Here is a 15046-nt window from a genome sequence, read left to right on the forward strand (position 1 = left end):
TGGTATTTTAACTCGCATCGTAAATGACTTTTAATTCTGTAAAGAAGTCCTTTGATGTACTTCCGATCGAATACGGACCAATAGCAGATTGTTTCAGCCCTCCGAATGGCACATGTGATTCACTGATCGTTCCATTATTTAAATGAATCATTCCTGCTTGTATTTCATTGATGAATTTAGTTTGGTACGACTTATTTTGAGTAAAACAAGATGCCGCCAGCCCGTATTTATTATCATTGCAAATCTCAAGTGCCTCCTCAAAATTTCTTGCCGCTAACACAACTAGCACCGGTCCAAAAATCTCTTCTTTTGCAATTCTATAATTTGGTTTTACGTCAGCAAAAACCGTGGGCTCGTAATAGTAACCTTGTTTGTCAAGAGTAACAGCTTTCCCTCCTGTTACTAATGAAGCTCCTTCCTCCAGGCCAATTTGGACATAAGACTCAACAATATCCAACTGATCTTTCGAGACTAACGGTCCCATAGTTGTATGGTCTTCTATACCTTCTCCAATACTATATTGGTCGATTTTTCGTTTTAAGGAAGCTAAAGCCTGCTCAATTTCCGTCTCGCTTACGATGATCCGGCTAATTGATGTACATCTTTGTCCGGCGTTTGCAAATGCTGCGGGTACAATTTGATTAATGGCCGCTTCGATATCTGGATAATCATAAATAATCGCAGCATTCTTGCCACCCATTTCAAGCTGGACTTGAATTAATCGCTTTGATGCCTGTTCATAAATACTTGATCCTACATCGGTTGAACCAGTGAACGTAATACCTCGCACTTTAGGATGATTCACAATTTGATTCCCAACACTTCGTCCGGAACCAATTACTAAATTTAAGACACCAGCCGGCAAACCAGTTTTTTCAAACAACTCTACAATTTTTGCTCCCATCGCTGCTGTTAAACTGGCAGGTTTAAAGACAACTGTATTTCCCGCTGCCAATGCAGGAGCTATTTTTCGGAGTGGTGTAACAAGCGGAAAATTGCAAGGTGAAATAGCAGCAATAACCCCTTTAGGTACTCTTATTGTACGAATGTCAACATTTTCACGTTCACTCGGTAACGTCTCGCCGACTATCCTTGCAGCCTCTCCAGCTGTAAAACGTACTTCGCTGATCGTTTTATTGATTTCACCTATTGATTCGCCAAGTGGCTTTCCTTGTTCTAGTGTTAATAATTCTGCTACTTCCATTTTGTTGGCTTCCAATTCCTCTGCAAATCGGTATAGGTAGTTACCACGCGTAATTGCAGAAAGCATAGACCAGGACTGAAATGCTTTATAAGCTGCTTCAACCGCTTTGTTGGCGTCTTCTTGCGTTGAATTTGGAACAAGTGCAATAATTTCATTGATATTTGCCGGGTTTTCTCTTTTATTTGTCTTATTATTTGAAGCTGGAGCCCATTTACCATCTATATAATTATTTACTTTAATTAAAGAATTCTTTATAGCGACCATTTTTCCACCTCTTATTTAATTGTTTTAATAATAGAAACCAAATCCTGTACCGTCACATTTTTGGGATTTGCATTTGCGATACCGCTATCGAATGCTTCTTGGGCGACTACTTGAACTTCTTCATCTGATAATTCAATATTAATGGCTGTTAATGTTTTGGGAATATCTAAATCTGTTACCAAAGCCTGTACGGCCGCCACCGATTTTTCAGCCGCGCTTCTATCGCTTAAATCACTTGTATTTTCGCCAAGTTGATCAGCGATTCGTTTGAATTTCCGGAAATTAGAGCTCAAATTATATTTCATTACAACCGGTAGAAGTATCGCGTTAGCCAGACCGTGCGCTATTTTATAACGACCACCCAGCGGGTGCGAAAGAGCATGAACAGCTGCTACTCTTCCCCAAATAAATGCGGCACCCGCGATCGTACTTGCCATCATCATATGAGAAGCTGCTTCAATATTGGTGCGATCGGCAACAAATGGTCTTAACCATTTACCAATCAGTTCGATGGCATGTAAACCTAATGCTTCAGTGATAGGCTGTGCTTGATTTGATGTATACGATTCAACGGCATGACTTAAGGCGTCCATTCCTGTAACAGCTGCAAGTCCTCTAGGCAACGTTGTTAATAACTCGGGATCCAAAATAGCAGCTTTCGGATGTAAGTGTTCGCTAAGAATACCCATTTTGTATTTTCTCTCTTCATCTTTTAAGACTGTTGCATGGGTTACTTCAGATCCTGTACCTGCTGTGGTTGGAATCGCAATAATATCCGGGCCTTTATTTGGAATCTGGTTTTTCCCTTCAAACCGGCTTAAATCGCCTGGATTTGCTACAGCTATTGATACTCCTTTTGCCGTATCGATAGAGCTTCCACCACCAAAGCCGATAATTGCGTCGCATTCTGAATCTTTAAAGATTTTCTCTACTTTTTTTACGACTCGGAAGGTAGGGTCCGGTTCTACTTCATCAAAAACGTGATATTGAATATCACCATTATTCAAAATACTTTCTAACCGTTCTAGAGCTCCTGAGGAAGCAATTCCTTTATCCGTACAGATTAGAAGCTTTCCATAATTAAATTTATTAATAATTTCCGGTAACTCTTGAAGACGGCCAATACCAAAATGAATCTGTGTATGTAAGCCAAATTCAAAAGAGTCTTTTAATAGGTTCATATTATCCTCCTAATCAATATAAGTAATTTTGCCAGACATAAAGAAGAGTGTTTCCTGCTTTGAGCTTTTCAAAGCATTTAATAGTCCTTAGAGTAATCGCTTTCAATAACATTTCTATTTTTTATACTTTTCCAATTCTGCTAAGAACTCTTCCAGATATTCTTTGCCAATTTCCGAACTGAAAGTTTCGTATATACTTTGAGTTGCGTTTGAAAATTCGTCAATTGCTTCTGGAGATAATTCTGTGATTTGCATTCCATTATCAATGAGCGTTTGTTTATAGCTTTCGTTTTCCTGTTGATTTAATTCGCGCTGATATTTAGCAGCTTCTACTGCTGCATTTTTAATAATTTTTTTGTCTTCTTCACTTAGTCCATCAAAGAACTTTTTAGAGATAACAAGGCCCATTGGGTTATACACGTGGTTTGTTTCTGTCAAATACTTTTGAACTTCGTAAAATTTATCCATTGCCATATTTCCGTAAGGATTTTCTTGGCCATCGATAACTCCCTGCTGCATAGCTGTAAACAGTTCAGTATAAGCCATTGGCGTAGGTGATGCACCTAATTTCTTCCAGGTTTCAAGATGTACAGGCGTTTGCATCGTGCGAATTTTCAATCTCTTTAAGTCTTTAACCGATTTTATTTCTTTCTCATTATTTGTTAACTGCCGAAAACCATTTTCCATATAAGCAAGAAGAACGAGATTCTCTTTTTCAAGAAGTTTTCCGACCTTTTCACCAAAAGGACCATCAAGTACTTGATATGCTGTTTCATTGTCGGGGAATGCAAATGGTAAATCATACGCAAGCATCGGAGGGGCCCAGTTTGCTAGCATGGATGTGGACACACCAACAGCCTCAAGTGTACCGAATTGAAGACCTTCGATCATAGTGCGGTCATCGCCTAATTGACCATTTGCATAGATTTCCACCTTAATCTTTCCGCCTGTTTCTTTTTCAACGATCTCTTTAAATTTTTGATATCCCTTGTATAACGTGTGCTTATCATTATTTACAGAACCAATTTTTATTACCACTTGATCATCAGGAGACGAACTTTTTTCATTGGCAGATATAGTGGAACTTGTAGTATTACCGCTTGAACAGGCTGCCAACATTACTAGCAACAGGGCTAAAACAGATACAATTAAACCATTCTTCTTTTTCATGAATAATCCCCCTAAATTGTAGCTTCGACTTTTAAACCACTTGGAATGCGCTTTCAAACACCTCCAAACTAAGATAAAAGACATTATCGATAATCTATTATAATTGTCAAAATAATTTTAAGATTAAATTTTTTTGATATTTTCACTTTACTTTTGAATTATCGATAAAATATAATACTAGTTAAGATTTTAAATTTTCTGGGAAGAGAGTGAGTGAATAAATGAAAAGACTATTAAAAAAGATCGATAATAACTTCGAAGAGTATGTCTGCATGGCGTTATTTACTATGATGACGTTTCTTGTAAGTATCCAAGTTTTTTCCAGATTCATTTTTAGTCTTCCATTAGAATGGTCTGAGGAGTTGGCTGTGTTTGTTTTTATTTGGTTAGTTTACATTTCTATTTCATTAGCAGCTAAGCATAACAGTCATCTTAAAATGGAAATAGGACAAAAAATGCTTTCTAAAATATTAGGGAATAAAGTGTATTATTTTTCTGACCTGTGCTGGTTAGCCTTTAATATATACATGATTTTTTATGGGTCAAAAATGGTGCAAGAGTTAATGAGCTCAATTCAAGTATCAGCTGTGACTAGAATAAATATGGGATTAATTTATTTAATTGTTCCTATCGGTTTTGCTCTTATGTCTATTCGAATCACTCAAAATATGCGTAAGCGTGCAGCTGGGTATAACATTGATGAAGAAAATATAGAAAGCGTTATCATAGTGGAACAACCGGAGATTAATATAAAAAACGATCAATATATTAGAAGTTTACCACTTGGGGAGGGATCTCAAAAATGACAGCCAGTATTGCATTAGGTTCAGTGTTATTGGCGTCTCTTTTCGTAGGGATTCCAATCGCGATAGCCATAGGTATTGCTGTAGCAATTGCGTTGGTTATTTCTGACATTCCAGCTGCGTTTCTTACACAAAGTGCATTTACAGCTCTTGCCTCTTTTCCTCTTATGGCCATTCCGTTTTTCATTTTAGCTGGTTCTTTAATGGAAACAGGAGGTTTATCCAGCCGACTAATTAATTTTGCAAACTCTTTTATGAAACCGTTTACAGGCGGTTTAGCTCTTGTAACGATGCTGTCCTGCCTTTTCTTTGCTGCCCTATCAGGCTCTTCACCAGCTACAGTAGCTGCTATCGGAACGATTATGTTCCCAGCAATGGTTAAAAAAGGGTATGAACCAGGATTTTCTGCTGCTGTTTCTGCATCGGGAGGGGGGCTTGGCATCTTGATCCCCCCTTCTATTCCTCTAATTATTTATGGCATTTTAGCAGGTGTTTCAATCAGCGATATGTTCCTGGCGGGCTTTGGACCTGGATTTGTTGCTGTTATTTGTTTAATAGGTGCGGTTTTTATCATTTCAAAAAGAAAAGGCTATAAAGGCAGCGGTGAAAAAATTAACTGGAAAGAAGTAATAAGCACTTTTTGGGAAGCAAAATGGGCTCTCCTTACCCCTGTCATTATTCTCGGTGGTGTTTATGGGGGTATCTTTACTCCTACTGAATCTGCGGTTGTTGCTGTTTTATACGCTCTTCTGATAGGAGTCTTTGTCTATAAAGAGTTAAATTTGAAGAGAATAAAACAATCTTTAATCTCATCATCTATGATGACAGGTTCGATTTTGATTATTTTGAGTACGGCTGCTGCGTTTTCAAAACTAATTTCGATTTACCAAATTCCCACAATGATCGGAAACCAAATTTTAAATATTTCAAACAACCCATTGATCATCTTATTCTTAATCACACTTCTTGTTTTATTTGTCGGAACTTTCATGGAAACTCTTTCCATACTTATCATTTTAACGCCACTTTTTCTACCTGTGGTTACTCAATTGGGCGTTGACCCAATTCATTTTGGCATCATTTTAGTTTTAGCTGCTGAGATTGGTTTATTAACCCCGCCAGTTGGCTTAAATCTTTTTGTCGCGTCCGGGATATCTAAACTCTCGATTGAACGAATATCTATATCGGTTATCCCTTTCATTATAGCCATGCTTTTAGCTTTAACTGCCGTGGTTCTAACTCCGCAAATATCAACTTTTCTTCCAGCATTATTTGAATAATATGTTTCCAGTAACTTTCTTCAAGTTCAAATAAAAATAAGTATGTTTAATATGTATAACCCACATTCGGCAGGTCAATCATGGAAAAATTGTATTTTTTACAGGGAATTCCCACCTCGCTGGCGAACTAATTCTTCATTAAGAATAAGCGAGGGTTTTTTTTATGGAACAAACCAATCAGATCCTGAATCTTGATCCAGGCCCTTCCCAATTAATCTCGGCCATTTGTGATGAAATTGGTCTGGAGGAACTCCTGAATGAACAGCTGGAATGGGACGAGCAGCGATGCAACTTGTCCCCCGGTACCCGTTTGAAGGCGCTGATCATCAATATCCTGTGTGACCGGCAGCCTCTTTGCCATATCTCTGAGTTCTTTCAAACACTCGACGTCAAAATGCTGTTCGACCCTGATATTGCCGCGAAAGACCTGAATGAATACTGCATTGGACGGGCGCTGGATGCTCTGTATGAAGCAACACCATGGAAGGTGTACTCAACCCTTGCCATCTCTGCCTGCCGGAAGCTCGGCCTGCCATTCTGGATGCTCCATAACGATACTACTTCCTATTCCCTTTATGGAAATTATGGCAGTGACCAGGGAACCTCTCCTTCATCAAAAAGCTCAGGGAAATCCTCTCCGAGGATGACTGGGACCAGATTGTCTATCAGGCTGATTCCGCCCTCGTGACGAAGGAAAACCTCCGTGCCATCCGGGGAAGCCTGCACTTCATCTCCAGGCTTCCCGATACGTTCAAGCTCAGTGATTCATTGAAGGAGGAAGCCTGGAACAACGGGGGGGTGGCAGGACGTCGGCCCCCTCAAGCCCCACAAGGGGGCAGCCTCCTATAAAATCCAGTCATTCATCCGGAACCTTGACGATTATCCGTATCGCTTTGTGGTTGTCTACTCCGACCATCTGCACGGCCAGAAGGAAAAGACCTTTGACCGAAACCTGCAAAAAGAGAAGGACCGCCTGAAAAAGGAATTTAAAAAATTGGAGGCGACGGCCTACCATTGCGAGAAAGACGGAAGGAAGGCCATTTCCACATTTAAAGCGAAACATTCCAGTCCTTATTTAACCTATGAAGTGGAACTCCGGCCAGAAGAAACGACTGAAAAGCGGCCGAAAAGAGGCCGGCCAAAAAAAGATGAGACAGCGAACACGGTAACCGTCTTCCGTCCTTGCCTGGCTTTCCTCGAAGAGGATGCGGAAGCAGTCAGGAAGGAGAAACAAAGGCTTGGCACCTTTATCCTGATCACCGACCTCGTGAGTGCCGACAAACGGCCGGATATTGAGATCCTTCGGAACTATAAGGGACAGGAAGCGGCAGAAACGCGGTTCCGCATCCTAAAAAGCCCGCAGATGGTTGACGCCTTCTTCCTGAAGAAGCCGTCCAGGATCGAAGCCCTCGGGATTGTCTTTGTCATGGCCCTCCTGGTTTACGGAATCCTTGAAAACAGGGTGCGGGAAAACATGAAGAAAGAGGAGGAACCCCTTGTATTGGCCTCACGGCGCAAGGTGGATCAGCCGACCGCACAGGTGCTGTTAAAGGAATTGAAGAATATCAGGCTCATCTACATCGAGCAAAACGGGAGCGTCACGCGTTTTATTCCGGACAATTTAAGTGAACGAGCAAGCGGATTCTGGAGCTTGCGGGATACGACCTCTTAATCTATGTGTCAAAAAAAGCCGAAAAACAACCAAATTAACGTTCCAAGGCGGGAGTCCCTCATGAAGCTGTCGAATCGGGAAGAATCAAAAGATAAAAAATCGAATCCTGGAGGGGCCTCCCATATTTTTTTAAAAAGCATCCCGAAAAAAGACCCAAACCTAACTATCACGTGCCGAATGTGGGGTATAACAAAAAGCACCTCTCTTTATTAAAAAAGAGGTGCTTTTGTTATATATTTACTATAGCAATGGTGTGCGCCCGTCTTTCTGTTTTTAGTCATAAAGATAGCATTTTAAAGAGTTGTAACAACCATAGGCAGAAGACCTATTTAAATTATTTCAGCATGGTTCGTTCCTACAAGTCCGAATATTCCTGGTTTCAAATCAATTATTTTTTTACGCAACTCAAATTTTACCGATTATACATTTACAAATTCTTGTTTTAACTCTTTTATCAATAATGGGGCTACTTCAAATAAATCTCCTACAATACCATAGTCGCACACACTGAAAATAGGTGCTTCTGGATCTTTGTTAATCGCAACAATTACTTTGGAGTTCGACATACCTGCTAAATGCTGAATCGCTCCAGAAATTCCACATGCGATATAAAGATCCGGCGTAACTACTTTACCAGTTTGACCGATTTGAAGTGAGTAGTCGCAAAAGTTTGCGTCACATGCACCACGCGAAGCACCTACAGCACCGCCAAAAATCCCGGCAAGTTCTTCAAGCAATTTAAAGCCTTCCGCATTTTTTATTCCTCGACCACCTGCAATAATGACTTTTGCTTCTGTTAGATCTACACCTTTTGACGTTTGACGGACTACATCTTTACTAACAGCACGTAAATCTTTAATGTCTACACTGACAGACTGCACTTCGCCTGACCGTGTTTTATCTTTTTTAAGTGCTGAAATGTTATTTGGACGAATGGTCACAAAGATGAGTCCATCTTTAATGACCCTCTTTTCAAATGCTTTACCGGAATAAATCGGCCGGGTAAACACAATATTTCCACCCACAATATCGATAGCAACGGCATCTGAAATCAGGCCTGAATCAAGCTTAGTAGCAAGCCGCGGCGAAACATCTTTGGCATTTGCTGTATGTCCCATTACGATTCCCTCAGGCTTTTCTCGTTCAATCACAGCCATCAAAGCCTGTGTATAACCATCCGATGTATAATTTTTTAATAACTCATTTTCAACTATTAAAACCCGATCTGCCCCATACGCTATCATCTCATCAGCTAAATCACTGACACCGCTGCCACAGAGAACAGCTACAACCTCTCCCCCCTCAGCCATTATCTTACCAGCTCCGATTGCTTCAATAGATACTTTACGTAATACACCGTCACGAACTTCACCTACTACTAATATTTTACGTCCCATTAAAAATTTCCCCCTCAAATAACTTTTGCTTCGTTTTGAAGCAAGTTCACTAATTGTTTTACTTGATCTTCCAATTCACCATCTAAAACCTTGCCGGCTTCTTTTTTAGGTGGCAAGTAAATATCGATCACTTTTGTTTTTGACTCGACAACATCTTCTTGAAGACCTAAGTCATCCAGATCCAGCTCTTCAAGTGGCTTTTTCTTGGCTTTCATAATACCCGGCAAAGAGGGATAACGGGGTTCATTTAAGCCTTGCTGGGCCGTCACAAGTACTGGAAGAGATAACTCGATGATTTCATTGTCTCCTTCAACATCACGTTCCACCGTTACGGTTTTATCAATAAAATCAAGACGTGTAATAGTCGTAACGTACGGTATCTTTAACATTTCAGCCAGCCGGGGACATACCTGTCCAGAGCCACCGTCAATCGCTACATTACCACCGAGGATAATATCGAAATTCTTCGTTTTGAAGAATTGAGCTAATATTTTAGCTGTGGTATATTCGTCACCATCCTCTAAGTCATCTTCTATGTTAATCAATACCGCTTTATCTGCACCCATTGCCAAGGCCGTACGCAACTCTTTTTCAGCATCTTCTCCACCGACTGTAACAACGGTTACTTCACCACCATATTTATCTTTCAATTGGATTGCTTCTTCGATTGCATATTCATCATAGGGGTTAATAATGAATGCAGCACTAGATTCTTCGATTCTTCCCTTATTAATTGTCAGCTTTTCTTCCGTATCAAAAGTTCTCTTCACAACAACGAAAATATCCACTATACTCCCTCCAATTACTAAAATATATTATCGATAATATATAATATTATGCTATATCATTATTTGAATTGTCAAAATATATTTGCTAATTTACTGATTTTAGACTAATATTATATATATTATCGATAAAGTATAAATAAGAGGTGCATTCATGACAAAGTCAGTTAAAACGTATTCGCTGTCTGATCAAGTGTGGAATCTTTTAAAAGACTCCATCATTAAGGGAGAATTAAAACCTGGTGACCGAATTTTAGAATTAGAAGTAGCCAAGACTTATAACGTAAGCCAAGCTCCAGTACGAGAAGCGCTGTCAAGATTAAAAAAAGAAGGGTTTGTGATCCATTATCCCCACAAAGGAACCTTCGTTTCCAACTTTTCACAAAAAGATATTAATGAAATTTATAGCTTTCGTGAAGTTGTAGAGCCTTTAGCGATAAAGAGAGCTATACAATATATTCAAGATGACGATTTAGTTAAACTTAATGGTCTTTATCAACAAATGCTTAAAGCTGGAGAAAGCAATAATTTGGAGGAGTTAAACCAAATAGATATTGCTTTTCATACTTATATTTATAAGCTTGCAGATCATGAATTTATGTATAAGGTCTGGGAAGACTTGAGTTCTGCTTCAAATAGAATATGGTACTTAACCAACCAAATATACTTCGATAAATTAGAGGAAGTAGCTAAACTTCATGAGCCAATTCTTCAAGCATTATATGAACGTAATGTAGAGAAGTGTGTTGATGCTTTTAAAGCCCATATGCAATATGTATGGGAGAAGATTAAAAAAGAGGAAAAGTTTCTCTGATATCAATATTAGTTAAACAATTAGGCATTGAAGTTTGTATTGAGTATAATACAGTATGTTTTTCTTGTTTGAATGAGTATCTTTTAGTAAAAGTGTTACTTAATGGATATCAGCAGCTAAAGGGGAATGCTTGTGCTACATGAAAAATCATATAGGTCGCAACAAGTTGAATGAGCAGGCTTCAATTTTCCTGCTCTTTTAAATTCTTTCCTGATAAATAACTGCCATCCTATAACCCAATTTTTTATATACTCCATCAATAGTTTCTTTAACTCATTGTATCTTTTTGTCCAATCTTCCATAGTTTACGCTCTTAAGATAAACAATAGATTCTCTTAAATTATTCTAGTTCCTTCTTCAACAAGACCGCTCATTAATCCCCATCAGCATAAAACCCATGCTGCACCACAGAAAATAATGTTGTTTGTGAAAATTATATATATGAATACGCTCAGATCCATATTTCTGAGCGTTATTGTTTGCTATTAATGATATTCTAAAATGTTGCTAAAATGAATGCTGTTTAGGTTGTTATTTATATTAGGGTTTTGAAGTTCTACCGAGCTCTATATTGAGGTCTAATTGTTTGAGTAAAGATGAAATTATAAAAAATAGTAAATCTACGAATATAATTTTGCTTGTGGCATAGTGGTATTGTTATTAACACGACGTATCCATCACTAACGAATCACACATCTGATCCGAGTCAGAGATACATGCTTGTTCATATGGTGGCATAAGTTCAGCATTTTTGAACTCACGATACGGGACATCAACTGGTCCTCGAGCACTACTGTCTTTTTGCAATTCATTTACAACAATGCTACCTATTTGTCTGCCAAGACGTAATCCTTGTTCGTTATCAATAGGGAAGTGAATCCCACCGTAAAGTCTGGACAGTGCGTCTTCTTCAGCTAATTCATGAATACGTTTGCTCTCTGCTGGAAAGAAATAGCTTAAAATAACCTCAGCCGCACCTGCGACCGCACCGTGACCCGATGTGTATGACGGATGTCTTGGTGTACATATTACAGTAGCAAGATCTTCATCAAATTGGTTTGGCCTGGCTACAAGCCATTTGTATTTCACATACCATGTAGCAACTAAAGCATCATTTAATCCAGCATAAAAAGCGGCAAGAATCCTGGCTGCTCTGGGTGCTTCAACACCATACGTGTCGATTAATTGTTCCACAATTGGGATCCACTGCTTTGAAGGAGGTCCACCCCCCCAATACTTTGCGATAATAATTTGCCTCTCTGTTAAATTATCTAAAACATGGTGAACCATTCCAAGTTGTTTACACCAGTCGATTGTATTTGGGTTTCGAACCGCAAGCTTTATTGGACATCCATCTAATGTCTCAAACCCTTTATTCGGATTGCGGCGAATATAGTACGTTCGCCACTGACCCGCAAACTGTTCAACCGGATTGGTTGGCGGCCGGTTTTCACCTGCATAAGGAAGCTCTGTCCACAGCGGATAGCTCCTTTTCACTTTCTTCAATGTCATCACCACACTTTCTGTTTCTATATAAATATGCTTTGTCCTCTTTGTTGTATACACAGAAACCTAAATGCTCGTACACCAAACGGGGAAATTAATGGTTCTCTTCTTCAAAAACTAGTTCATAAAATGGAAATCCTTCATCTTCTTCCGGGATCGATTTAAACCTAACACAACAAAAAAGGCTACCGCGACCGCAGTAACCTTTCCCGTTTAGCGCGGAAGGAATATCGACACCGTCGTGCCAATTCCCTCATCGCTGTCAAATTCTATCCGGCCTTGATGATTTTCAATGATTCGAAAAGAAGTCATTAAGCCAAGCCCAGTTCCCTTTTCTTTTGTAGAATAAAAGGGCTCTCCAATGTTGGCTAATCTTTCTTTCGGCATCCCTGTGCCATTGTCAACAATTTTAAAGCAAATCTCTTGTTCTAGCATAAATACAGAAATATTTACTGTACCCATTTCCGGGAGCGCTTCAAGAGCGTTTTGGATAATATTAATAAACACCTGCTTCAGAGAGTTGACGTCACCATAAATAGCTGGAAGATCATCAAGAATAAAAAGATGGATTTCCTTGTTTTGCAAAATCGCTTCCGGCTGAAGAAGCTGAACAACTTGTTTCATCAATTCAGCTGCATCCAGGAACACCATTTTTTCACGATGCGGCTTTGCCATGGATAAAAATTCGGAAATAATATTGTCGATGCGATTTAATTCGTTCAAAATAATCGTCGTAAAAGCTGGATTAAACCCGTCTTTATCTGCTGACAATAGCTGGATAAACCCCTTAATCGGTGTTAGCGGATTACGAATCTCATGAGCAACTGCTGCGGCCATTTGCCCGACTACAGCCAATTTTTCTGATTTTCTTAACAGTTCATTCGTTTCAATTCGCTGTTGAATATCCCTGGATATTGAAATGAGTTCACGCAGTTCCCCGCTTTCTTCATCATAAACTGCTTTAATTGTTGACTCTACCCATATATAGGTGCCATTTTTGTGTTTGTAACGGTACGTGGCCAGTCCTGAATCTTTGCCGTTCAGGACTCCGTCATGAACATCCCTAACATGGGGCGTGTCTTCTTCATGGATAAACTCATACGGATTAGTTCCATAAACATCATGCGGTTTGTAGCCAAGAATTGTTTCCATAGAGGGAGATACATATAGATATGAACTGTCCACTCTGTGGACGACAATCATATCGGAGGAATGTTCCGCGATAAGCCGATATTTCTTTTCACTTTTCCTGCGGACCGTTTCCACTAAAACCTGTTCCGTTACATCAAAGATTTGCCATAATATGTACCGTTCCCCCGATTTATCATCGGTTATAAGAGATGCGCGCGTATGTCCGTGTACAGTCTGCCCGGTTTTCGTAATATATCTCTTTGCAATTTTATATTCGGTTCTTTTACCTGCTACAAGCTCATCTATTAAATTCAAATCATTGTCAGAGTCATCTGGATACTGGATATCCTGGCGGGACTTTTTCAGCAATTCTTCGTTTGTGTAGCCTAAATAATCGATAAACGACTGGTTGAATATTCGGTCCTGCAGCTCGATCGAATAAAGTTCCTGTGGAATTCTTGATTGGTAAAAAACTTCTCTAAATAGGTTGGACTTTAACATGTTTCCTCCGATAGCACTCGATGCATATATGTATATTTATCATATCATCTTATCACATTAAATTCTTGCTGCACTATGTCAATATCTTTAAATCTTTCATTCTTCAAATATGTTTGGAAAGATTTTTTCTGAAAAGCAAAAAAAACCTCCAAAAAGGAGGTTTCTAATTAATAGTTTAGGGTATATTCTATTAAAATGCTGTTTTTGCACCTAAATAACGAGGCTTCCAGTATGAATTATTCAGATCACTTATTTCTACTCCTCTGGATGAACCAGCGTGAATAAACTTGTTATTTCCAAGATAGATCCCTGCATGTGACGGACCGGATTTGTATGTTTCAAAAAAGACGATGTCTCCAGCACGAGGAGAGGATATGCTGGCTGTAGCGTTCCAGATTGAAGCTACAGTTCTTGGAATAGAAACACCAGCCTTGTTAAACACGAAATTTAAGTATCCGCTGCAATCAAATCCGGATGGTGCACTTCCGCCCCATTTATATGGTGAGCCGATGTATTTTTTCGCTTCTGTGATCAAACTGTTTACACTGCCGTTTGTTACCGAAGCCACTTGTTGCACTGGCTGAACGGCTACCGGTGCAGAGACAGTAGCCTGGTTATTTACCTTTAAAACCTGGCCGACCCGTATTAAATCGGAACTTAGATTATTGATAGCTTTTAATTGTGATAGCGATATCTGATGGCGAACTGCAATTTTTGATAATGTATCTCCAGCTTGAACACGGTAAGTACCGTTTGAAGAAACATTGGTTACAGGTGCGCTGGGAGCGGCACGAGTTCCTGTTACCTGCAGTGTTTGCCCTGGATAAATCATATCCTTCTGCAAGTTATTCATATTTTTTAATTCACTTACAGAAATTCCATGTGCGTTTGCAATCCCCCATAAACTATCGCCAGATTTCACAATATATGTATTTCCGGAAGCTGTTACTGTTGACGGTTGTGTATTATTGCTCGGAGTAGTAATCGCAAGTTGCTGTCCTGCATAGATAAGCGAGCCTGATAGATTATTCCATGCTCTTAAATCGTTGACTGAAACATTATAACTTCTCGAGATTTCCCAAAGCGTATCACCAGACTTAACATTGTAAGAAATTTCACCGGCACTTGCTGACGCGCTAAAAAATGTAAATAAGATCCCGGCTGCCGCAGCAACTGTCAATAACTGTTTTTTCAATTCGCGAACACTCCTTAAATTTCTTTGACTTCCTTAGATTAGTAGGAAACATGTGACAAGGAAAGTCGCAAAATTTGGAGTGATTGGAAAATTTAATCATTAGTTACTTATATTCTCTTTTTTATCCTAAATTCACCTTTTTG

13 protein-coding genes are annotated in these 15046 nt (G+C 39.3%); 5 read left to right on the forward strand and 8 right to left on the reverse strand.

The annotated features are described in order from the left end of the window. Window positions 1–7: 7 nt before the first annotated feature. From CVD23_RS04015 to CVD23_RS04025, 3 genes are all read right to left on the reverse strand, one after another. Window positions 8–1468 carry an aldehyde dehydrogenase family protein gene (locus tag CVD23_RS04015; RefSeq protein WP_101665261.1) on the reverse strand — a complete coding sequence of 487 codons (1461 nt, stop codon included), beginning with the start codon at window positions 1466–1468 and terminating at the stop codon, window positions 8–10. 11 nt (window positions 1469–1479) lie between these two features. Beyond that, window positions 1480–2649, reverse strand: a complete 1170-nt coding sequence (locus CVD23_RS04020) for an iron-containing alcohol dehydrogenase (RefSeq protein WP_101665262.1) — start codon at window positions 2647–2649, stop codon at window positions 1480–1482. Between the two features lie 114 nt (window positions 2650–2763). Then, window positions 2764–3819 carry a TRAP transporter substrate-binding protein gene (locus tag CVD23_RS04025; protein ID WP_101665263.1) on the reverse strand — a complete coding sequence of 352 codons (1056 nt, stop codon included), beginning with the start codon at window positions 3817–3819 and terminating at the stop codon, window positions 2764–2766. A 272-nt stretch (window positions 3820–4091) separates the two neighbouring features. Here CVD23_RS04025 and CVD23_RS04030 point away from each other — a divergent pair, with 272 nt between their 5' ends. The 4 genes from CVD23_RS04030 (at window position 4092) to CVD23_RS22295 (ending at window position 7574) form a co-directional block, all read left to right on the forward strand. Beyond that, a complete protein-coding gene (locus CVD23_RS04030; protein ID WP_180954864.1) occupies window positions 4092–4625 on the forward strand; it encodes a TRAP transporter small permease in 534 nt (177 codons plus the stop codon). Continuing rightward, entirely contained in the window at window positions 4622–5902 is a 1281-nt protein-coding gene (locus CVD23_RS04035; RefSeq protein WP_101665264.1) for a TRAP transporter large permease, read from the forward strand. Before CVD23_RS04030 ends, CVD23_RS04035 begins: the two co-directional genes overlap by 4 nt. A gap of 163 nt (window positions 5903–6065) precedes the next feature. Next, the gene (locus tag CVD23_RS22290; protein ID WP_257987967.1) at window positions 6066–6590 is read left to right on the forward strand and encodes a DUF4277 domain-containing protein; all 525 of its coding nucleotides are present in this window, start codon (window positions 6066–6068) and stop codon (window positions 6588–6590) included. A gap of 207 nt (window positions 6591–6797) precedes the next feature. Further along, complete coding sequence (locus CVD23_RS22295; protein ID WP_257987968.1) at window positions 6798–7574, forward strand: IS1634 family transposase; 777 nt, start codon at window positions 6798–6800, stop codon at window positions 7572–7574. 419 nt (window positions 7575–7993) lie between these two features. On the opposite strand, the gene CVD23_RS04045 is transcribed toward CVD23_RS22295, so the two are convergent. Continuing rightward, the gene (locus tag CVD23_RS04045; RefSeq protein ID WP_101665265.1) at window positions 7994–8971 is read right to left on the reverse strand and encodes an electron transfer flavoprotein subunit alpha/FixB family protein; all 978 of its coding nucleotides are present in this window, start codon (window positions 8969–8971) and stop codon (window positions 7994–7996) included. 14 nt (window positions 8972–8985) lie between these two features. After that, window positions 8986–9759, reverse strand: a complete 774-nt coding sequence (locus CVD23_RS04050; protein WP_101658559.1) for an electron transfer flavoprotein subunit beta/FixA family protein — start codon at window positions 9757–9759, stop codon at window positions 8986–8988. 151 nt (window positions 9760–9910) lie between these two features. Here CVD23_RS04050 and CVD23_RS04055 point away from each other — a divergent pair, with 151 nt between their 5' ends. Next, window positions 9911–10570 carry a GntR family transcriptional regulator gene (locus tag CVD23_RS04055; RefSeq protein ID WP_101665266.1) on the forward strand — a complete coding sequence of 220 codons (660 nt, stop codon included), beginning with the start codon at window positions 9911–9913 and terminating at the stop codon, window positions 10568–10570. A 660-nt stretch (window positions 10571–11230) separates the two neighbouring features. Here the strand turns inward: CVD23_RS04055 and CVD23_RS04060 are convergent. The 3 genes from CVD23_RS04060 to CVD23_RS04070 all read right to left on the reverse strand — a co-directional run bounded on the left by CVD23_RS04060 (window position 11231) and on the right by CVD23_RS04070 (window position 14903). Next, window positions 11231–12082 (reverse strand): vanadium-dependent haloperoxidase, encoded by an 852-nt coding sequence (locus CVD23_RS04060; protein WP_257987972.1) that lies wholly within the window; start codon window positions 12080–12082, stop codon window positions 11231–11233. 207 nt (window positions 12083–12289) lie between these two features. After that, window positions 12290–13708 carry a PAS domain S-box protein gene (locus CVD23_RS04065; protein ID WP_101665267.1) on the reverse strand — a complete coding sequence of 473 codons (1419 nt, stop codon included), beginning with the start codon at window positions 13706–13708 and terminating at the stop codon, window positions 12290–12292. A 190-nt stretch (window positions 13709–13898) separates the two neighbouring features. After that, window positions 13899–14903 carry a C40 family peptidase gene (locus CVD23_RS04070; RefSeq protein WP_101665268.1) on the reverse strand — a complete coding sequence of 335 codons (1005 nt, stop codon included), beginning with the start codon at window positions 14901–14903 and terminating at the stop codon, window positions 13899–13901. Between the last annotated feature and the right edge of the window lie 143 nt (window positions 14904–15046).

Source organism: Bacillus sp. V33-4 (assembly GCF_002860225.1).
In the GTDB taxonomy this organism is placed as follows: Bacteria; Bacillota; Bacilli; order Bacillales; family Cytobacillaceae; genus Bacillus_BJ; species Bacillus_BJ canaveralius.

Bases quoted from the DNA above. Each gene is read 5' to 3' on its own strand.
- CVD23_RS04015 (WP_101665261.1), bottom strand. From the start codon at position 1,468: ATGGTCGCTATAAAGAATTCTTTAATTAAAGTAAATAATTATATAGAT.
- CVD23_RS04020 (WP_101665262.1), bottom strand. From the start codon at position 2,649: ATGAACCTATTAAAAGACTCTTTTGAATTTGGCTTACATACACAGATT.
- CVD23_RS04025 (WP_101665263.1), bottom strand. From the start codon at position 3,819: ATGAAAAAGAAGAATGGTTTAATTGTATCTGTTTTAGCCCTGTTGCTA.
- CVD23_RS04030 (WP_180954864.1), top strand. From the start codon at position 4,092: ATGGCGTTATTTACTATGATGACGTTTCTTGTAAGTATCCAAGTTTTT.
- CVD23_RS04035 (WP_101665264.1), top strand. From the start codon at position 4,622: ATGACAGCCAGTATTGCATTAGGTTCAGTGTTATTGGCGTCTCTTTTC.
- CVD23_RS22290 (WP_257987967.1), top strand. From the start codon at position 6,066: ATGGAACAAACCAATCAGATCCTGAATCTTGATCCAGGCCCTTCCCAA.
- CVD23_RS04045 (WP_101665265.1), bottom strand. From the start codon at position 8,971: ATGGGACGTAAAATATTAGTAGTAGGTGAAGTTCGTGACGGTGTATTA.
- CVD23_RS04055 (WP_101665266.1), top strand. From the start codon at position 9,911: ATGACAAAGTCAGTTAAAACGTATTCGCTGTCTGATCAAGTGTGGAAT.
- CVD23_RS04060 (WP_257987972.1), bottom strand. From the start codon at position 12,082: ATGACATTGAAGAAAGTGAAAAGGAGCTATCCGCTGTGGACAGAGCTT.
- CVD23_RS04065 (WP_101665267.1), bottom strand. From the start codon at position 13,708: ATGTTAAAGTCCAACCTATTTAGAGAAGTTTTTTACCAATCAAGAATT.